This is a genomic window from Chitinophaga sp. MM2321 (assembly GCF_964033635.1).
GTDB lineage: Bacteria > Bacteroidota > Bacteroidia > Chitinophagales > Chitinophagaceae > Chitinophaga.
In genome coordinates, this window is record NZ_OZ035533.1 from 1,428,071 (window position 1) to 1,449,761 (window position 21,691).

The window sequence follows — 21,691 nt, forward strand, 5'->3', positions numbered from 1 at the left end:
TTAATGGGTGCTGTTTTTCGCAAAAAATAAAAAAAAGTTTATCTGTTTAATTAATAATTCACTTGCTCCATGGGAGTTTACTTTATTTTTTCAGTTGTAGCCGTCCAAACTTTACAAGTTACCATTTGTAATATATTGTATAAAATCTTGTAGGTTTGTGCCCGCCTTAACACATGAACGCTAGCTACAAAAATAATTATAAAAATTTTTTCCGACAGACATACCTGGTATTAGCAGGTGTGATCATTGCCGTTCCCCTTATTATAGATGCATTTGCCATCAGTAGGCCACATTTGTCGCCTATTTTTAACAAAACTTTGGCAGATACCATTCCGGTTACCCGGAAAGATACCGGTAAAATCACGCCTCCCAAAGCCGTTCCGGTGTCTGAAGCAGATACCAACAAGCTGTCTCCGGACACAGATACCAGCACAGAAGGGAGCGTAGATACCTTATTTATTCCCAAGATATCAAAAGATACCCTGGATGCACCGGTTAATTACAAAGCAAAGGATTCTATTATCCTCATGGTACCGGATAAGCGTTTTTACCTGTATGGCGCCGCTAATACCAAATATAAAACCATCGACCTCTCCGCAGAAAAAATGAACTTTGATCAGGCTACCGGTGTGCTGGAAGCTACCAACGCAAAGGATACTGCCGGAAAAATATATGGTCGCCCGGTGATGAACGATGGTGGTCAGAGCTTTGACTCAGATACACTCCGTTATAATTTTACCTCCCAGAAAGCAAAGATCTATAATACCCGTTCTCAATACGGTGAAGGGTTTGTTCATAGTGAGCAAACAAAAAAAGGTGCCGGTAATACCATTTTTGGTTTCAAAAACGGTTACACTACCTGTAACCTCGATACCCCTCACTTTAGCTTCAGAGCCCGCAAAATAAAGGTTATCCCTGACAAACTTATTATTTCCGGTCCGGCAAACCTGGAAATTATGGGGATTCCTACTCCTTTATTTATCCCGTTCGCCATTTTTCCGATTACACAGGGACAACGTTCGGGGATCCTGCCACCACAATATGTGGTCAACCAGCAGAAGGGTATGGGACTCGAAAACGGCGGTTACTATTTCGGGATGGGGGATCATCTGGACATGACTTTACGGGGAGATGTATATTCTTACGGCAGCTGGAGCCTCACGGCCAGTCCTACCTACCGGAAGCGTTACCGGTACAATGGGGGGCTAAACCTCAGTTTCGCCAATACCCGCTTCGGCGACCCGGCGGTAAAGTCAGAATTCAGTACCTCCAAAGATTTCCGTATCACCTGGAATCATAGTATGGACAGTAAGGCGCGGCCCGGCGTAAACTTTGGCGCCAGCGTAAACTTCGGTACCTCCTCTTATAACAAGTACAACGTTTTTGATTATAATACCCGTGTAAACAATAACATCGGGTCCTCTATCAGCTTCTCCAAAAGCTGGCAGGGTAAGCCTTACAACCTCAGCGTGGGGATCAATCACTCGCAGAACCTGAGTACCCGCGATGTGTCGTTGTCCTTCCCGGATGCAACATTTACCGTAAATACCATCTATCCGTTCCAGCCAAAAGAAATGGTAGGAACACCCAAATGGTATGAAAAAATAGGGGTTTCCTATAATACCCTGTTACGTAACCAGGCAAACTTCAAGGATTCCCTGTTTGGCAAGCAACAGATGTTTGATGCCATGCAAACAGGTATGCAACATAATATTCCGGTGTCTTTTTCTATCCCGATCCTTAAAACGCTGACTTTATCGCCCGGTATCAACTATAGCGAGTACTGGTATACGAAGAAGTTTGTAAGATCCTGGGATCCTAATAAATACAACTTTACCACGGATACGCTGGGTGCTATTGATACCACGTATGTTCCCGGTTTTTATGCTGCCCGCGATATCAGCGCCAGCTTATCACTGTCTACTGCCGTGTATGGTATGTATGCTTTCAGCAAACATTCCAAGGTGAAGGGCATCCGGCACGTAGTGCGGCCTACCATCAGTGCCAGCTATCGTCCGGATCTTTCCAGCCAGTATTATTACAACCTGCGGTATTCCAATAACCCCGGAGATTCGCAAAGGGTATCCTATTTTGATGGCGCCATCATCGGGGTGCCATCGTCCGGTGCATTCGGGGGCCTGAATTTCGGGCTGGACAATAACCTGGAGATGAAAGTGTTCTCGAAAAAGGATACGACCGGTAACCATGAGAAAAAAGTGAAATTGCTGGATGGTTTTGGGATCAATGGTAGTTATAACCTGGTAGCAGACTCCTTTAAGCTATCTACTTTCAGTATTTATGCACGTACCAACCTGTTTGATAAACTGAATATTTCGGCCAGTGGTAATATTGATCCATACCAGGTAGATGCCCGCGGTCACCGGTTGGATAAATATGTATGGCAGCAGGGAAAGATCAGCCTGGGAAGACTGACCAATGCGAGTGTATCAATGAGTACTTCGTTCCAGTCGAAAGATAAAAAGAGCAAGGATAAAGAAGAGAAGATAGATTCCATTGAGAATGCACAAACGGGCGATGCTGCCTTTGCAGCGCAGCAGCGGCAGTTACAAATGGTGCGTAATAACCCGGGCGAGTATGTGGACTTTGACATTCCCTGGCGTGTGGATCTGTCCTATAGCTTATCTTATACCAATACGATTATCCTGGATTCCGGTGGTGTTGTAAAACGTATAACCCAATACGTTAGTTTCAACGGTGATTTCAGTCTTACGCCGAAATGGAAAATTGGTTTGAATAGTGGTTTTGATTTTACCAATATGCAGGTAGCCTATACCAATATGTATATCTCGCGTGATCTGCACTGCTGGCAGATGTCGATCAACCTGATCCCGTTTGGGACCTTCCGGCAGTTTAGTATTACCATCAACCCGAAGGCCGGTATCCTGCGGGATCTCCGTATAAACCGATCGCGACAGTTCTACGATTTTTAGTATAGCAACAGTATTTTCCCGGTTACTTCAGGTGACCGGGATTTTTTTTGATATTATTTTCTCCCTGAGTTGCGATATCTGAGGAGGATCATGATTTCATAATATTAAATTAAGAAAGGTGTTTTAATTTTATAGGCTGTTGTGTAACTTAAAGCCCGTTACAGACCCGCACTAATATAATCATCCGATGAAGCTTACCGGCGTAAATGAGAAAACATTGTGGCAAGATATCATTGCAGGCGATCAGCAGGCATTTAAGATATTATATGAGGCCTCTGCGGACATGCTTTACGCCTATGCGTTGAGGTATGTGCGTGACACGGAGTTGATCAAAGATACCATCCATGACTTGTTTACAGATCTTTATACGCACCGGCGCAACCTGGCGTCACAGGTCAATATAAAATTTTACCTGTTGATTTCGTTCCGGCGGAAACTCAATGCGGCCCTAAAAAAATCTGCACGTTTATCCTTACAGGATGATATGGCTGCTATAGAAAGCCATTTTGCGCTCACCTTTGAAGCAGCGGATGTACAAAGTCAGATCATTGCAAAAGAAGAACAATGCGCTGCACTGGCACAGCTTGCAGCGGAAATGAATAAATTGCCTGCGCGTCAGAAGGAGATCCTGTACCTGAAATATAACTGTGCGTTGTCCTATGAAGAGATTGCGCAGCTGATGCAGATCTCCGTTCCTACCTGTCGTACACTGGCTTACCGCGCTATCAGGCAGCTGAGAAAAGAGCTGCTCATCACGGCTATTCCTGTTTTTGGATTTCTGCTGCTGGCCTTCTTCAAAAAATTTTAAAAAAACTTTCGCTATCGTGTCTATAAAATCGTTTTCCGTTACTCTATTATAGGAGGGCAATTATAATTTATGGCCAGAGACAAAAATAATTCCCCGGAAGACGGCATGCAAAGTGAGTATCCGGACGACCGTCAGCAGATGGATAATATGATTGCCATTGTGCAGGCATCGGGTAATGAACAATTATCGCAGGAAGAAAAAGCGTTGCTGTGGAAACAGATAGCAGGTGATATTGTTGTTCGCCCGAAGATAGTGTCATGGCCGCTTGTATGGAAAGTGGCTGCTGCGATCCTGGTATTGCTGGGCGCGGGTTTATGGACGCTGCAACAACAGCAGGGCGATGAACATGCGTTACTGGCATTTGCAGCTGAACAACATTTTGATACCGGTAAATCTGCTTCCACCAGTGTGATCCTCGGTAATAACCGGCAACTATTGGTTAAAAATAATCATGCAGTGATTACTTACCAGTCCAGCGGAACCACGTTGAAAGTAGATTCCCAGGAAGTGCATCAGCAGCTTGTTAAGGATAAACCTGTATTTAATACTTTACTGGTTCCTTACGGCAATATTGCCAGTCTGCAGTTGGAAGACGGTACACAGGTATGGTTGAATGCAGGCTCCCGGCTGGTGTATCCGGCTGCTTTCGGAAAAAACAAGCGGGAAGTATTCCTGGAAGGAGAAGCCTTTTTTGAGGTGAAGCAGGAGGCGGGAAGACCGTTCAGCGTATATGCCGCCGATCTGAAAGTAGCGGTGTTGGGAACCGCTTTCAATGTGAGCGCCTATAAAGATGATGCCACACAACAGGTGGTGCTTGCCAGCGGAAGTGTACAGTTGCAGACCTATCACAACGGCAGGGCGGGGAGAACAGCTACGCAGCTGCGACCTGGCAACAGGGGGATGTATACTGCCGGTGCAGAGAATATTACAGTGAATGATGTAAACATAAACGAATACTTATCCTGGAAGGAAGGACTTATTATCGCCACACACACACCGCTTAAAGAAATATTGAAAAAACTGGCGAGATATTATAATCAACCAATTGATGTAGATACACAATCAGGCAATGAAACGTTTTCAGGGAATTTAAACCTGGAGAAAACAGTGGACGATGTATTGGATATAGTAGCAGCTACCACTTCTTTGCAATATGAAAAACACGGAGGGAAAGTAATTTTTAAGACCAGATAAAATCCAGGAAGACAAAAAAAACCGGAAGATGTATCAGCATCTCCCGGTATAGGTTGCCTGCGCAAACAGGCAGTCCGGTTAACTATTTTCACTAATTAAACCAAACAAATGTATGCAAAAATTTTACGTTTGTTGGCGCAGTTTGCCGTTGTGCAATGCGCCAGCCAAATTATGGCATGTTATGCGACTGGTAATGATCCTTTTTTTCGCGGGACTGGTAAGCGCGTATGGTAAGTCGTTTTCACAGAATTCCCCCCTGCACGTGAACGTTAAAGATGCTCCTTTGACGGAGCTTTTCCGGCAGATCCAGCAACAAAGCAACTGGCGCATCTTTTATAAAGATGAACTGCTCAGCAGAGAGAAAAACATCACGCTGCGTTTGCAGGGCCGGCGACTGGTGGAAGTACTGGACAAAGCATTGGGAGGTACCGGACTCGGCTATACGATTATTGGTAACCAGGTAGCGATTGTACCTAAAGCAGAACAACCACCGCGTTTTTCACAACAGGTACGTGAAGATAGCCTGCTTACCATCAAAGGCCGCGTATATGATACGCACGAGCCACCTGAGGGGCTTCCCGGCGTATCGGTTGGCGTAAAAGGAAGCAGCAGGGGAACCACCAGTGATGCGGATGGTTACTTCAGTATCCAGGCGCCAAAAAACGCAGTGCTGGTATTTTCACTGATTGGGTTTACGCCTACGGAATTTAACGTGTTAAAGAACAATAATGCGCTTTCTATTTCATTGGCAGAAAAAGTATCGGCGCTGGATGAAGTAGTGGTAGTGGGACTTACAGAGCAACAACGCAAACACATTGCCAGCTCCGTGGCTACCTTGAATGTGAAGTCAGCGATGTCCGGAAAGCCGATCACTACTATTTCGCAGGCATTGCAGGGCGGTGTTACGGGCTTACAGGTAAGCCAGGCTTCCGGTCTGCCCGGCGGAGATGCGGCGACTATCAAAATCCGCGGTATCAGTACTATCAATGGTTCTAGTCCGTTGGTGATGGTAGACGGCGTACCGATGGATATGGATTTCATAGACCCGTTGACGGTAGAAAGTGTAACCGTACTGAAAGATGCCGCTGCTGCTGCTATTTATGGCGCCAGGGCGGCCAACGGCGTGATCCTGGTAACCACCAAAAGAGGGGTGCCCGGCCGTGTAGCCGTGACCTATGACGGATACTACGGCGTGCAGTCGCCCACTATTATGCCTTCATTGGTAGACGCGCCTGCGTATATGCGCATGTACAATGAAGGATTGATAAATTCCGGTAAACCCGCACTGTATTCCGAAGAAGATATTCAAAACACCATTGCCGGTACAGATCCTGTAAAATATCCCAATACCAACTGGCAGGACCTGATCGTAAATAAAAGAGCGCCTATTACCAGTCACTCCGTAGGACTCAGTGGTGGTAACAGTCTGGCGCGTTTTGCATTGAATGCCAACTACCAGTACCAGGAAGGGATGACACCTGTTACCAGTAGCAAGAAATATAATATCAGGGCTAACACTTCTATTTCACTGGCAAAGAATTTCCAGGTGAATATGGACCTGCTGGCCATTAAACGGAACATCCTGTTACCTAATCGTACGCTCGGTCATAATGGTACCCGTATCCTCGAGGATGTGTACCGTGTACCGCCTACCATTCTTGCTAAATATCCACAGGTAGAGGGCGTTGATGATATCTACGGCCGTTATGTAGATATTGTGAATCCGTTGGCCTATGTAGAAAAAGGCGGTAAGTTCAGTAATGAATATGCGCAGTCCAGTATTAACCTGCAACCCAAATGGGAAGTGATTCCCGGCCTTAATCTGCGCGGGCAGTTCAGTTACCGGCTCAACAGTGATTTGAAAGGAAGTCTACGTGACAACTATAACTTCTTTGATTATTATACCGGTCAGTTATTGCAAACCTGGTCCCAGCAACGGACCTATACGCAGGGGCGCACTACTTATTATTATATCGGCGCCAATGCAGATTACACCCTGGATGTGAAAGATCACCATTTCTTTGCGATGGCCGGCTATTCGCAGGAAGAAGATAACAATACGACTACTACGCTGAACATCTCATCTATCGTATCTACCTATGCCAAATTAAATTATTCTTTTAAAGAGAAATACCTGCTGGAAATTACCGGTCGCCTGGATGGTTCTTCCAAATTCGCCCAGGGACATAAATATGGTTTCTTTCCCTCCGTGGCTGCCGGCTGGAATATCAGCAAAGAGCCGTTTATGGCGAAACTGCCCACCATCAGCAATATGAAGCTGCGCGCTTCTTACGGACAGCTGGGTAATGAAGACATCGGATTGTACAGATACCAGACCACGATCAGTAACAGTAGTGGTATAGAAGGAAATTATGGTAACCCCGATATTACCTGGGAAACCGTGAATATGCTGGATATAGGACTGGATATGGGTTTATTTCAGAACAAACTGGAAGTAGTATTTGATTACTATAATAAACTTACAAATGATATTATCCTCGCACCTCCGTTGTCATATACCGGTGGCTTTGAAGATGCGGTACCTGTGAATGCAGGAAAGGTAAGGAATGAAGGATGGGAGTTATCCCTGAATTATAACGGCAATATCGGTAAAGAGGTGGATATCTCTTTCCGTCCCGGTGTTACCTATAATAAAAACACAATCGTATCGCTGTTAAACGGCCCCTATGTGACAGCTACCACAATCAGGCAGGAGGGTGGTACCACCGCTGGTATGTTTGGTTATAAAACGGGCGGATTATTGCAGCAAAGTGATTTTGATAAAGATGGTAATCCCTTAATTCCTGTGTTGCCGGGCGCACAACCGGGAGATATAAAATACCTGGACCTCAACGGTGATAAACTCATCGGCAGTGAAGACCAGACCGAGATCGGTAATCCTGTTCCCAGGCTGAACTACTTTGCAAATTTCAGGATTGCCTATAAGCATTTTGACCTGGAGTTCCTGTTGCAGGGCACCAACAAAGCAGATGCATTGCTGGCGGGTATGCTGGCATTGCCTATGGATAACAGCAGGGACGGGGGCGTGCCTACCCGTTTTTATGCAGATAATTACTGGACGCCGGACCGCACGGATGCTATGTTTCCACGCTTAAATACTTTACCGGCCAATAATAAATTATCATCTGATTTCTGGTTACAGGATGCCGCTTACCTGCGCATAAAATATGTACAGATAGGATACAACACGCAGGCTGATTTCCTGAAGCGTGCAGGTATCCACGGTTTGCGTTTTTACCTGAATGCACAGAACCCGTTCACTTTTACTTCGTTGAAACTGACGGATCCGGAGAGCAAGGGAGATCAGTGGACTTATGGTATAATGAAGGCATTTATTGCCGGTATTAATGTTCAACTTTAATAATGGGTAGTATGAAAAAGATATGTTCCTTTATGCTTTTAGCATTTGTGTTGATGATCAGTAGTTGTAAGAAGTTTCTCACACATGATGATCCGATAAATGTAGTGGATGAGACCTGGTGGAAAACAGAAACCAATGCCACCGGTGCACTCGGTTCTGTGTATGCCGGTTTGCCGGCCGGCTCCAGCGGCAGACAGCTGATGTTCCTTTCTGCGCTGAGTGATGAAGCAGTTGCACGTCAGGATACACGCGGCGCTTATGAATCCTATGCAAAAGGATTGCAGAACAGCGACTGGGATGTGGCCACCAATCTTTGGCGGGATGATTATAAGGATATCCGCCGTGCCTGCCGTTTCCTGGAAAATGTAGACAAGTGCTACATGGATTCTTCACTGAAAGACCGCTACAAGAATGAAGCGCGCGCCATGCGGGCTTATTATCACATGGAAATGTTGTTGTTCTTTGGTGGCTTACCCATTGTTACTACTTCCCTGGAACCGGGCAGCAGCAATACAACACGTAATACGGAAAAAGAAGTGTATGATTTTATTGTAAATGAACTGACGGCATCTGCATCGCATCTTCCGGATGTTTATAACAACAATGAAGCATGGCGTATTTCTTCCGGTGTTTGCTGGGCATTGATCTGTAAGCTGGCCATGTTTTATAAGAACTACGAAACGGCTAAAATGGCTGCCAGAAAAGTGATGGATCAGAACGTGTATGCCCTGCACCGCAGTACTTCTACAAAAGTCAACAGCTTTGCCGAGTTGTTTTCCTATGCCGGCGAATTAAATAAAGAGCGGATATTTTTCAGAGATAATGGTTGTTCCACTGCCTGGAGAACCTTTGCCCCATATGGTGTTGGCGGGCAAACCGTTGTTTCGCCTACATTACAGGTAGTGAATAATTTTGAAACATTGCAGGGAAAAACACTGGAAGAACTGGGCCCCGATTCGATGGCTATTTACGAGAAAGATCCTTTCTTTAAAAACAACAGGGACCCACGTATGGCGGCATCCGTACTGGCGCCTAACCAGGTGTATGAAAAGGATACGCTCCGTCCGTTTGGCGAAACGGGCAGTGACCGTGTAGGCTTGCTCAACAGTACAGCTACCGGTTTCTGGGTGCGTAAATACCTTGATCCGAAAGATCGTAACGGCGCCAGTCCTTCACTGGATTATATGATCATCCGTTATGCAGAAGTATTGTTGAACTATGTGGAAGCATTGGTGGAGCTGGGCGACTGGCAGAATCCGGATGTAATAAAATACCTGAATGATATCCGCACGCGGGCAGGTATGCCCGAAGTAGATGTGAGCAGGTATAATTCTGCGGAGAAGATCCGGCAGTTGATACGCCGCGAACGTATGTCGGAGCTGGCATTTGAAGGCGCCCGCTTTTATGATATACGGCGCTGGGGTATTCTCGGCACTATTATGAACGGATCGGTGTATGGTGCAGTAGATCCTTCTACGGGGAAGCCTTTACCGGTAGAAACGCGCTCCTGTAACCCGGAAAGGGATGTCAGGTATCCGATTCCATTAACGGAATTGCTGGCGAATCCGAATATGGAGCAGAACCCGCTGTACTAAGAAGAAGTGATGAATGACGGTGTTGTAGAGAGATACAGGCGATTGATCTTCGCTTATAATGCGCTGCAATGCCGTCATTTTTTATTGCTTGTCTTTTGCTATAAAATAATCCCACATCAGCCGGAAAATTTTCTCTTTCAATGCGGGGACGTCTTCACGTGTCATACCGGTGGTAGGTATGGGTTGCAGAAAATGATATTCGATATGATGCGGCCATGCAGAGAGTTTTTTCTCTGCCGGTATTATCTTCCTGGTATGAAATAGCAATGAAGGGATGATGGGCAGCTGCGTATCTATGGCGAGGGCAAAAGCGCCGTCGTAGAATTCTTTCAGCGGCTCATTAGTACGATTGCGGGTGCCTTCGGGATACAGCAGCATATGCATGCCGAGGCTCAGTGCATGTTTCATGTCTTCCACACTCTGTTTTCTGCTGGCTTCACTACTGCGGTCTACCATGATCCCGCCTATTTTGTACAGTACGCTGAACAGGGGGATCTTTCCCATAGATGCTTTTGCCAGTGTTTTATTGGGGCCGGGAATGCCGGCAGTTGTTACCGGAACATCAATCAGTGAGTTGTGATTGCATACGACTACATAGGTTTGACCGGGAGCAAAATTTTCGAGTCCTTTTCTGATCACCGGACATCCGATCAGGGGCATATAAACTTTCATCCATATGCGCCCGATGGCCAGGAAGCCCTTTGTTTTCTTTGGATCGGGCCAGTAAGATATTATCCAGATGGGAATAAAGATGACCAGCATGGTGCCTGCAAACAGCAGCAATGCATAAAGTGCAAATATTCTTCCGAAGATATTTTTTAACATAGCTGTTAGCTTTAGCGCGTAGCCTTTAGCCGGTTCATTTGGTATGGAATATAGCAAAATTACACCAGTATTACAGTCTCCAGTCTATGGGTTGTATGCCGGCTTTATGTAGTAATTCATTTGTTTTTGAGAAGTGTCTGCAACCAAAGAAACCTTTATCTGCACTAAAAGGAGATGGATGCGCTGCCTTTAGAATATAATGCCTGGTAGCGTCTACCAGAATTTGTTTATCCTGTGCAAAACGGCCCCAGAGGAGGAATACAACATTGTTCTTCTGATCTGAAATTTTGCGGATAACGGCATCCGTAAAACTTTCCCACCCGATCTTACTGTGTGAGGCTGGTTCGCCCGCTCTTACGGTCAGAAAGGCGTTGAGCAGTAATACCCCGTTCTCCGCCCATTTGGTAAGATTGCCGCTCTTAGGGATTTCCAGGCCAAGATCTGTTTTCATCTCTTTATAAATATTTCCAAGTGATGGTGGTGGTTTTACACCATCAGGTACGGAAAAACTCAGTCCATGCGCCTGTCCGGCACCATGATAAGGGTCCTGTCCCAGGATCACTACTTTCACCTTGTCAAAAGGTGTTTTTTCAAATGCATTAAACATCAGGTTGCCAGGAGGATAGATGATTTTACCCAACGCCTTCTCGTGTTTCAGGTGCATCACAATTTCTGCGAAATAGGTTTTATTAAACTCATCTTTCAGTACTTCCTTCCAGCTTTCTTCAATTTGTACATTCATGGTATTCACATCGATATTTAAGAAAAATAAATTAAATTTGATTTATTGGAAAGAATTTCCATAAATTTGCACTCCCAAAAAGAGAGATAAATATAGTTATTTATTTCACATTAAAAGGAAAACACACAGTCGTCTCGGTAGCTCAGCTGGATAGAGCAGCTGCCTTCTAAGCAGCAGGCCATTGGTTCGAATCCAATCCGGGACACAGAACTGGACTCCATAAGAAGAATCCGAAGCCTCCTCGATTTCGAGGAGGCTTTCTTTAAAATAAGCCTCTAATCTTTTTTTACAGGTAGCAATAATGTGATCCCCCTGTTTATCAGAAAAGCTCAAATGGTCAAGCAGCTCTTCTAATTTACTATGGAGCATTTCTCCAGGAAAATTTTGTCCTCTATGCACCTGGCAAGTGTAGTATAAGTAATATTTCAATTTGCCTTTTGAGTATCCAGCGGTCATTGAAACACCACACCAGCATTTTAGCACACCTCTAAGTGGAAATCTTATGCTACTTTACAATAACAATGGGTACAGATATTTATACTGTATCAAAGCTTTTGGGGCATAGGCATTTAAAAACTACAGCGGTTTATGCGAAAGTGATAGATAAAAAGAAAGTAGATGCGTCAAAAAAATAGTACTGTAATGGACATAAATACTATTCGTCGGAATATTTCGCTAAGCCCTAAGAATTGAGTATTCAAAGAAAATGCTAAGAAAAAATCCTCTACAACGAAGTCGTGGCGCTTTTTGTACCTTTCTTTTAATTTACCCCTAATTGGGATTAGCCATTAGGTATGGGCAATTTTTGGACAACCCCTACTCTCCGACAATTCCGACAGATTCTTTAGCAATCCAAAAACGAAAAAAAAATTTGCGAAACTGAATAGTTGCACATATATTTGCAACCGAATGGTTTCACAACCAACAAAGACCAAAATGAGACGAGACATTTTTCAAGCAATAGCAGACCCGACAAGACGAGCGATAATCGTTTTAATTGCTTTGCAGGCAATGACACCAAACGCCATTGCCGAACACTTTGACACGACACGACAAGCCGTTTCAAAACACCTTCGCATTTTGACAGAGTGCGAACTTGTAAAACAAGAACATCAAGGCAGAGAAATTTACTACTCACTTGAAATTGACAAAATGAAAGAAATAGAAAAATGGTTAGAGCAATTCAAAAAGATTTGGGAAACCCGATTTAATCAACTTGACAAAGTATTATTATCGATTAAAAATCAGAAAAAATGAGAACAGAATTATTGTCTGACTTTACAGTCAATAATAAAGATAAAACGATTATCATTAATCGTGAATTTTCCGCAAACATTGAATTGGTTTGGAGAGCTTCGACAACGATTGGTAACAGTTATTGCCCAATATGGGAGCATAGATGTTTTTGAAAAAATGGCATGCCTCGGACATCAAAAAAGGCTATATGTTAACTCTTGATAATTGAGACAAAATATTAATCAACTCAAAAAACAATAACCGATGAAAAATTTACTATTTGATTTTAACGTTGACAAAACAACAAATACGGTATTTGTAAACAGAGAATTTGCAGCCGAACTTTCATTGGTTTGGGACGCATTTACAAAACAAGAAATTCTTGACCAATGGTGGGCACCTAAACCTTTGACTTCCAAAACTAAAAATATGGACTTCAAAGTGGGTGGACGCAGATTTTATGCAATGGTAAGTCCCGAAGGACAAGAACATTATTCAGTTCAGAAATTCACTTCAATTACCCCAAAAACAAATTTAAAATGGCTGTCTTCTTTTGCTGACAAGGATGAAAATATTAACGCGGAATTTCCAACATCAGAATGGGAATTGAATTTTAGCGAAGACAACGGGACGACAAAAGTAGCTATTGCAATAAAGCATAAAAAGCTTTCCGACATTGAAATGCATATCCAAATGGGCTTCAAAGAAGGATTTACAATGACATTAAATGAACTAGACACATTATTATCAACTTTTAAAAAATAGAACGACAATGAGAAAAGTGAAATTACAAATGCAAATGACCATTAACGGATACGTTGCACAACCAAATGGAAAAAGTGATTGGATGACTTGGAATCCAGATGACGAACTTACATCGTTTATGAGTTCTCTCCTTGATACCTCTGACATTCTTTTACTTGGCAGAAAAACGGCAGAAGGCATCATAAAATATTGGGAGGATACATCTATCGAAAATCCAACGCATCCCTTTGCAAAAAAAATAGCGGATATTCCAAAAGTAGTTTTCACTAAAACACTTGGCAAATCAACTTGGAACAACACCAATTTGGCAAAAGGGAATCTTGTAGAAGAAATTGCCAGGTTTAAAAAACAAGATGGTAAAGACATTCTTGTTTTTGGCGGTGCAAGTTTTGTTTCTTCGCTAATAAATGAAGGACTCATTGACGAGTATCATTTTATTGTTAATCCAACCGCCATTAGTAACGGGATGACTATTTTCAATTCACTTGATCGCGTCCTAAAATTTAATCCTACTCAAGCAAAGCTATATCCAGGCGGGAAAATTGTTTTGAGTTACGAACCAAAAAATGACTGACCAGGCATTCCAGTGGCGGATTGATAAATACTTCGTGAACACAACAGAGAAAATAACAACGAACCGCTAACAATGTATATAAAAAAATATAAATGAAACAACTTACTACAGCCGAAGTTATTGATTTATTCAATAAAGCATTTCAAATTCACGATGCAACATTACTAAATGAATTAATAGACGAGAATTGTGTAATGGAAGGGGCAGATAATTTAATAACAACAGGTTTTACAGAATGTTATAAGTTTTGGGAAACACTTATAAATACACATAATACTCAATTTCGCCCTGAAAAAATTGTTGTGCTTGGAGAAAAAGCAACTGTTCAATGGGAATTTTTATGGGGAGATAATTTAGAAAATTCAACTCGGGGAATTAATTTAATGACCATTTCAAACAGCAAAATTACAGAAGCAATTGGTTATGTAAAGGGAAATCTGTCCTAATTAAAAGCTCTTACAAATAGAATTCTGTAACAAAAAAAGTGTACAAAACAGTAAATGGAAAATTCGATAATAAACCCATTACAACATTATTACGAAAAGCAGGAAACAGCAACAAGAGAATGTTTGCTTGCGTTGAAATCTATTGTACTGTCGGTTGACGAAAACATTGTATACAAACGGAAATACCAAATTCCATTTTTCTGTTACAATGAATTGAATCTGGGATTTTTGTGGGTCCATAGAAAAAAAATTATTGTGGGTTTTGTTGAAGATAAAAGGTTTTCTTCTTTTAATGTAGAACGAAAAAAACATAGCATAACTACTTTGGAAGTAAATCCATTGGACGACATTCCTGTTGACGAAATCAAACAAGCATTCAGACAACTGATAACAAAATACAAGCATTAATCAAACAAAAGCCGAACCGCTAACATTGTTTTTGCGCCAGTGTGGCTTTAGTACTAGGTTGAACATTTGACTTTCTATAATCTTTTGTGCTAAATTTGAACTTTAGTGCTTTTTATTCCACACCGAAGGCAAAGCTATAAACCGTTAGCGGTCATTGTAACCCGAACTTAATGAAGTCCTAAATCTGAATATGCAGACCCTCAAAGACGGCAGGAGCGAAATATATTTAGAGGTCCAGGGAAAGATAAAAGTTGAAGGCAAAAGGCTCAAAAAGGATAAAGCTGGGTTTATTAGGGTGAGAATAAACATAGGCCATATTGTATGGTTGCTGTGTATTACTTATCTGTGAAGTTTCAACAGATTCGCTACATTTTTCATATTTTTAATTTCTTTATTAATCATCTTAATTGTATTTAGTGTTAGTGGATACATAAATTACTTGATATTGTTATTTACTTATATGTATATTAATTTCATCATATATAAAGTTTAATAACGTCATAAAACGATAGGTGTGTTCGTAGAATTTTCTATCCCCGACACCGAAAACCGGAACTTTTTGCAAAAAGTTCCGGTTTTTTATGAGGTGTTACATACAGGAATCTTCCTTTTTCCAGGATACCCAATCGTCGATATTATTAAATTAATAATTGTTAATCTTTCCTGTCAGGGACGATATTAACCCCTGTTGATGAGTGGTGAAAATCGACATACTAAACAGCGATAGTGTTGTGAATCTACCTCCTGCTTACAAAATATTAGCGATAAACGATGAAGATAAAGCAATGATCGTTTCGCTGCAATCATCCGCTGCATTGGGTCCCGGAGGGACCGATTGTAGCGAAGAGTCCATATTGCAATTCGCATATATTTTAGTAATTTGTTTAGTGCCCGCAGTACAGTAACTATTCAGTAACCGTAAATCTGATCTTCACCATGAACTCCCGCATCCCATCTACTTCGCGTAGAATCATTGAAACAGTTTTAGTGTTGCTGTTATTACTGGGTCTTATGTATGCCTTGTATGATGTATTGAAAGTGTTCTTTGGTGTTTTTACGTTTGCGATCATTTTTGCTGTTTCGTTTGCCAAGCTTTTTGAACGTTTGGTTGTGTTGCTGGGTAACAGACGTAAACTGGCCGCCACTATCTATTCGGTGATACTTATTGCAATACTGGCGTTACCATTTATCTATATTATTTCCGCCCTGAATCAGCATGTGAAAGATGTAAATCACTGGATTACGAATGCGCGCGATAACGGTATTCCGGGGTTGCCTGCATGGATTACAGGGATGCCATATGTTGGTGGCGATATTGCCTCGTTCTGGCAGCATCTGCAACTTAATCCTAAAGAAACTGCGGGTGTTTATGAGCATCAGATCAGGGATGTTTTACATCATGTTATTACAACCGGCGCGGGTATTATAGGGGTGGCGTTACAATTTATTGCAGGCATTATTGTGTCGGCTATTTTCCTGGTGAGTGGTGAGAAGATGTTAAGTCCGCTATACGCTACCATGACGCATATGTTTGGTGAAAAAGATGGTCATGCTTTGATTGATGCCACCGGGCAGGCGGTGAAAGGCGTCGCCATTGGCGTAATGGGTACGGCATTTATTGCAGCTGTTATTTCCTGGATAGGTTTTACAATAGCGGGTATTCCTTTTGCATTGGGACTTGCAGCACTGGTTTATTTCCTGGTGCTGATACAGGTAGGCCCGCTGTGGGTATGGATCCCGTTGGTGATATGGATGGTGGCGCAAGGCAGTACCGGATGGGCTGTTTTTATTGCCATCTATGGAGCCGGCGTGATGGTAATAGATGGTGTTTTAAAACCAATCTTAATTGCCAAGAGCGGCAAACTCCCTTTCCTGGTGCTTTTCCTGGGGGTGATAGGTGGAATGGTAGCCTGGGGATTTACAGGGATGTTTAAGGGAGCTATTATCCTGGCGGTATTCTATACCGTTTTTAATTCCTGGCTGGAAAAAACAAAAGTAGTGGAAAGACGGCCGGTGTAATCCGTAATTTTTATTGCCTTACATACTTCCCCGCCCCCCATCCCGTTTATAGGGTTATATTTGCAACGTTTTTCATTCTTCCATAGCTATTATGATCGCATCCATATTAACAAAGCTTGAGTCATCCCGCAAGGAATTACTGGACTTAGGTCTTAGAAATCCTTTGTTGAATTACAAATTGCCGGCGGGTAAAGGTTTACATATTGTAGAAGAACTTTCCGCCGCTGTTTATGAGATTCTCGTAAAGGAGAATAAGGCCATGTCTTTTTTAGGACGCCCTGATAAGAAGGGGGAGGAGAGTGAGGTGGTGTATAATGAACCGGTTGCAGCAGTGTCGAAAGAAGCGTATAATGATACACGTTTGCAGACAAATGAAAACCAGGTAAGCCTGCATACCCGGTTGCTGAATACATATTATGCCGCAAGGATGAGTATAGAAGAGCAGGGGGTGAATATTCTGTATCTGTCACTGGGTATGCTCCATTGGCAGGAGGCTGGCAGTGAGGAAGTGAGGATGGCCCCGCTGATCATGGTGCCGGTGTTATTGGACCGGTCCAGTGCGCGGGAGCGTTTCCGTTTGAAATATACTTTGGAAGAAGTAGGCGCGAATATTTCGTTACAGGCGAAGATGAAATCGGAGTTCAATATCATTATTCCGGATCTGCCGGAGGCCGATGATTTTGATGTCAACGCATATTTTGTGGAGGTTACAGAAGCGGTGGCCGGTGTTCCTGGCTGGAAAGTGGCTTCGGATACTATTGAGCTGGGCTTTTTCTCTTTCGGTAAGTTTATGATTTACAACGACCTGGACGCAGCCAAATGGCAACAGGGCGATGAACTGCTGACACATCCTGTGATCCAGAGCCTTTTTGGTGGCGGGTTTTCAGATAATTTACCGCAGGTGCCGGAAGATGCTTTTCTTGATAATGATACCAATGCGCATGAATTATTCCAGGTAGTGGATGCCGACAGTTCACAGATCATGGCCATGCTGGCCGTGCAGGAAGGGCGTAACCTGGTGATCCAGGGTCCGCCGGGTACAGGGAAGTCGCAAACGATTACAAATATTATTGCAGATGCTATCGGCAAAGGAAAAAAAGTGTTGTTTGTAGCGGAAAAGATGGCGGCGCTGGAAGTGGTAAAACGCAGACTGGATAACATCCAGCTGGGCGAAGCCTGCCTGGAATTACACAGCCATAAAGCCAACAAAAAAGAGTTACACCAGGAGCTGCGCCGTGTGTTGGAGCTGGGACGCCCCACTATACAGCAATTACAGGAAGAAGTACTATTGCTCGGCAATTATAAAAATGAATTGAATGAATATTGCCTGTCGGTAAATGCGCCGATAGCGCAAAGCGGTCTTTCTGTACACCAGGTGATTGGCTACCTGTTACGGATCAACGAAGAAACTGCCGGTATGGAATTGCCGGTGATCAATATACCGGGAGTGGCATCCTGGGATGCTGCTGCGATGAACAAGGCTGCTGGCCTGGCGCAACGCATCCAGGCCTGTTTGCAGGACACCGGCATCCCATCGGCACATACGTTCCGGGGCAGCCGCTTGACGGTACTGTTGCCACATGAACAGGAAGCATTGTTGCGCTTATTGAAAGAAACGGCGGCTTCGCTACAGGAACTGGAACAAACCACTGCCGGCATCGCGCAAAAGATGGGCATCACCGTCCCCCTGGATGCCAGGGAATGCGAACAACTCGCGGATGTATGCGATCTGCTATCCCGGCAACCCGATCTGACGGACATAAATATTGCACATAAAGGCTGGCTGCTGAACCGGCAGGATATCGCGGAATGGCTGGCAGCAGGCAAACGTACCACCGAAATTCACCAGGCATTTGAAAGGATCTTCTTACCGGAAGCATATGAGCAAAATGTACTGGAGATCCGGGAAAACCTGCTGGCACATGGTAGTAAGTGGTATAAGTTCCTGATCGGTGCTTACAAACGCAGCAATCAGCAACTGGCTGCATTATGCAAAGGTGTACTGCCGGAAGATAATGATGACAAACTGTTGTATATAGATACGATCCTGGAATACCGGCGTCATGATGCTATCCTCAAAGAGCATGCAGTGCTGGGAAGAGAACTGTTCGGCAGCCGGTATGAGAAACAGCAATCCGACTGGGAGGCATTAACCATTGTTACGGACTATCTAACAGAAACGCATAAACGTATTGCAGCAGGTACCTGTCCGGCTGCTGTACTGGCCTATCTGGGCACACATATAAATCCGGCACTCGCTGCAGCAGACCGTGATCTGATCATGCAATTACTGGCGGCGGTAGCAGCCGTGCAAACACGGCTGCTGGAAAAACTGGAAATGGGGCCAGCGGCATTGCCCGCGCCATTTGCCGCGAGAAGCCAGCGGTTAGCTGTCTGGATCAATCAGCTCCCGGAAATCTATCATGTCATTGCCTGGAACAATATAACGGAAACGGCTATACAGGAAAACCTCGGCTGCCTGATCACACCGGCCCTCGACTGGCCGGAGGCGCAGCATTCCCTGAAAACGACATTGCTGAAAACATGGTATGAATACCTCGTGGAAACAGCTGTGAAAACACAGCCCGTGCTGCGTAAATTTGACCGCCCCAGTCATGAAGAACTGATACAGCAGTTCCGGCGTGTAGATGTGCTGAATTTACAGTATAACCGTGCCCGTGCCGCGCTTCATCACTGGGAGCAGATGCCTCGTGTAGATGCAGGTGGACAGGTAAATATTCTCCGTACGGAGTTTAATAAAAAGGCGCGGCATATGCCGATACGCAAGCTGGTGCAGGAAGCGGGACTGGCCATACAGGCCATCAAGCCGGTATTTATGATGAGCCCCTTGTCTATCGCTAATTTCCTGCCGCCGGGTGCATTGGAATTTGACCTGGTTATCTTTGATGAGGCCAGCCAGGTTCGCCCGGTAGAGGCGCTGGGCGCTATTCTCCGTGGCAAACAGTTGGTGGTAGTGGGAGATACTAAGCAGTTGCCACCCACCAGTTTCTTTGATACAATTATAAAAGAAACAGATGATGAAGAAAATGTGACGGCAGACATGCAGAGCATCCTGGGTCTCTGCGATGCGCAGGGTGCGCCGCAACGCATGCTACGCTGGCATTACAGAAGCCGGCATGAATCGCTCATCACGTTATCCAATCATGAATTTTATGAAAATAAACTGGTGATCTTTCCCAGTCCCGGTTCCAAAGACAACAAGGGCCTGGTGTTCCATCACCTGAAAGATACGGCGTACGACCGTGGTAAAACACGCACCAACCCTAAAGAAGCAGAGATCGTTGCCGATGCGGTCATGGCGCATGCCCGCAAAAATCCAGCCCTCAGCCTGGGTGTGGTGGCATTCAGTACCTCACAGCGCCAGGCGATCACCGACGTGCTGGAACTCAGGCGCAGACAACATCCTGAGCTGGAATCCTTCTTCAATAATCACCAGGATGAACCTTTCTTTGTAAAGAACCTGGAAAATGTGCAGGGGGATGAACGCGACGTGATCTTTATCTCTATCGGTTACGGGCGTACGGAGGAAGGCTATGTGGCCATGTCGTTCGGACCACTGAATAATGAAGGCGGAGAGCGGAGGCTGAATGTACTGATCACCCGCGCAAAGACCCGCTGTGAAGTATTTACGAACATCACATCTGATGATATTGACCTGAACAGAACAAAAAGTTATGGCATCCGGTCGCTGAAAAATTTCCTGTATTTCGCACAACATGGAAGGCTCTACACCACTGTAGAGACGGGCCTTCCGGCGGGCAGCCCCTTTGAAGAGAATGTGGCTGAAAAGCTGGAAGCGATGGGATACATTGTAAGAAAGCAGGTTGGTTCCAGGGGCTTTTATATAGATATGGCTATTGTAGATGCAGAAAATCCGGGCCGTTATATCCTCGGTATTGAATGTGATGGCGCTGCGTATCATTCCGCCCGCTCAGCACGCGACCGTGACAGGCTGCGTCAGCAAATGCTGGAAGCTATTGGCTGGCAGATCCACCGGATCTGGAGTACAGACTGGTTCCGCAATCCGGAGCGGGAACTACACCGCCTGGTGGCCGCTATTGAGAAAGCCAAAGGCGCCCTGTTAATAGAAGACGAAGTACAGGCAGCCGTTGCACTGGATACCGCGCCCTTGACATTGACACGGGAGGTGGTAGCGGCAGAAAGCAGGGAAGCGCCGGCTTATGAAATTGCGGTACTGCCGCCAACGATCAAAGACCAGGAATTTCACCTTTCTCCTATCGGGGAGTTGTGTAACTGGATTGAGCAGGTGGTGACCGTAGAAAGCCCCGTTCATTTCGACGAAGTAGCACGCCGGATGGTAGAAGCAGCAGGCATTACGCGGGTTGGTCCCCGCATCCGCGAAGTATTGCGGCATGCTGTCAGGCATGCGGATGCCGGCAAAAGGATCAGGATCAAAGGACAGTTCCTGTGGCATACTTCATTGCCGGAGCCTGTAGTGCGCAACCGCAGCCAGTTACCGGCCAGCGCCCGCAAGGTCAATTATATTTCCGTAGAAGAAATGGGCGTAGCACTGGAAAAAGTAGTGAAAGATGCCGTTGCCATACAACGGGAAGATGCGGTGCCTTTCATTGCAAAAATGTTTGGCTACAGCCGTGTTACAGAAGAAATGAAAGAAGAGATCCTGAAAGCAATTGATATCAATATTGATAATAAGGTAGTACAAAAGGAAGGAGAGCTGCTCAAAGCCTGATATCGTACAAAGTT

Annotated in this window: 14 protein-coding genes and 1 tRNA gene; 13 read left to right on the plus strand and 2 right to left on the minus strand. The window is 44.4% G+C overall.

The window, feature by feature from the left end:
* Positions 1 to 173: 173 nt before the first annotated feature.
* The 5 genes from ABQ275_RS05445 (at position 174) to ABQ275_RS05465 (ending at position 9,930) form a co-directional block, all read left to right on the plus strand.
* Positions 174 to 2,951 (plus strand): putative LPS assembly protein LptD, encoded by a 2,778-nt coding sequence (locus tag ABQ275_RS05445; RefSeq protein WP_349317262.1) that lies wholly within the window; start codon positions 174 to 176, stop codon positions 2,949 to 2,951.
* Positions 2,952 to 3,138: 187 nt separating this feature from the next.
* Positions 3,139 to 3,759, plus strand: a complete 621-nt coding sequence (locus tag ABQ275_RS05450) for a sigma-70 family RNA polymerase sigma factor (protein ID WP_349317263.1) — start codon at positions 3,139 to 3,141, stop codon at positions 3,757 to 3,759.
* Between the two features lie 69 nt (positions 3,760 to 3,828).
* The gene (locus ABQ275_RS05455; protein WP_349317264.1) at positions 3,829 to 4,953 is read left to right on the plus strand and encodes a FecR domain-containing protein; all 1,125 of its coding nucleotides are present in this window, start codon (positions 3,829 to 3,831) and stop codon (positions 4,951 to 4,953) included.
* Positions 4,954 to 5,065: 112 nt separating this feature from the next.
* Positions 5,066 to 8,335 (plus strand): TonB-dependent receptor, encoded by a 3,270-nt coding sequence (locus tag ABQ275_RS05460; RefSeq protein ID WP_349317265.1) that lies wholly within the window; start codon positions 5,066 to 5,068, stop codon positions 8,333 to 8,335.
* Positions 8,336 to 8,346: 11 nt separating this feature from the next.
* Positions 8,347 to 9,930 (plus strand): RagB/SusD family nutrient uptake outer membrane protein, encoded by a 1,584-nt coding sequence (locus ABQ275_RS05465; protein ID WP_349317266.1) that lies wholly within the window; start codon positions 8,347 to 8,349, stop codon positions 9,928 to 9,930.
* A gap of 81 nt (positions 9,931 to 10,011) precedes the next feature.
* On the opposite strand, the gene ABQ275_RS05470 is transcribed toward ABQ275_RS05465, so the two are convergent.
* Together ABQ275_RS05470 and ung are read right to left on the minus strand one after the other, a co-directional pair.
* On the minus strand, positions 10,012 to 10,755 hold the full coding sequence (locus ABQ275_RS05470) for a lysophospholipid acyltransferase family protein (protein WP_349317267.1): 744 nt from the start codon (positions 10,753 to 10,755) through the stop codon (positions 10,012 to 10,014).
* Positions 10,756 to 10,825: 70 nt separating this feature from the next.
* Entirely contained in the window at positions 10,826 to 11,497 is a 672-nt protein-coding gene (ung, locus tag ABQ275_RS05475; protein ID WP_349317268.1) for a uracil-DNA glycosylase, read from the minus strand.
* Positions 11,498 to 11,628: 131 nt separating this feature from the next.
* Here ung and ABQ275_RS05480 point away from each other — a divergent pair.
* The 8 genes from ABQ275_RS05480 to ABQ275_RS05515 all read left to right on the plus strand — a co-directional run bounded on the left by ABQ275_RS05480 (position 11,629) and on the right by ABQ275_RS05515 (position 21,677).
* Positions 11,629 to 11,702: transfer RNA gene (locus tag ABQ275_RS05480), tRNA-Arg, on the plus strand.
* Positions 11,703 to 12,433: 731 nt separating this feature from the next.
* Positions 12,434 to 12,754, plus strand: a complete 321-nt coding sequence (locus ABQ275_RS05485) for a metalloregulator ArsR/SmtB family transcription factor (protein ID WP_349317269.1) — start codon at positions 12,434 to 12,436, stop codon at positions 12,752 to 12,754.
* Positions 12,755 to 12,997: 243 nt separating this feature from the next.
* Positions 12,998 to 13,498 (plus strand): SRPBCC domain-containing protein, encoded by a 501-nt coding sequence (locus tag ABQ275_RS05490; protein ID WP_349317270.1) that lies wholly within the window; start codon positions 12,998 to 13,000, stop codon positions 13,496 to 13,498.
* 7 nt (positions 13,499 to 13,505) lie between these two features.
* Positions 13,506 to 14,072: a dihydrofolate reductase family protein gene (locus ABQ275_RS05495; RefSeq protein WP_349317271.1), complete on the plus strand. Its 567-nt coding sequence runs from the start codon at positions 13,506 to 13,508 to the stop codon at positions 14,070 to 14,072.
* A 92-nt stretch (positions 14,073 to 14,164) separates the two neighbouring features.
* Complete coding sequence (locus ABQ275_RS05500) at positions 14,165 to 14,518, plus strand: nuclear transport factor 2 family protein (RefSeq protein WP_349317272.1); 354 nt, start codon at positions 14,165 to 14,167, stop codon at positions 14,516 to 14,518.
* Positions 14,519 to 14,572: 54 nt separating this feature from the next.
* Positions 14,573 to 14,926 (plus strand): DUF1801 domain-containing protein, encoded by a 354-nt coding sequence (locus tag ABQ275_RS05505; RefSeq protein WP_349317273.1) that lies wholly within the window; start codon positions 14,573 to 14,575, stop codon positions 14,924 to 14,926.
* 936 nt (positions 14,927 to 15,862) lie between these two features.
* Entirely contained in the window at positions 15,863 to 16,945 is a 1,083-nt protein-coding gene (locus ABQ275_RS05510) for an AI-2E family transporter (RefSeq protein WP_349317274.1), read from the plus strand.
* Positions 16,946 to 17,111: 166 nt separating this feature from the next.
* Positions 17,112 to 21,677 carry a DUF3320 domain-containing protein gene (locus ABQ275_RS05515; protein ID WP_349317275.1) on the plus strand — a complete coding sequence of 1,522 codons (4,566 nt, stop codon included), beginning with the start codon at positions 17,112 to 17,114 and terminating at the stop codon, positions 21,675 to 21,677.
* Positions 21,678 to 21,691 lie beyond the last annotated feature (14 nt).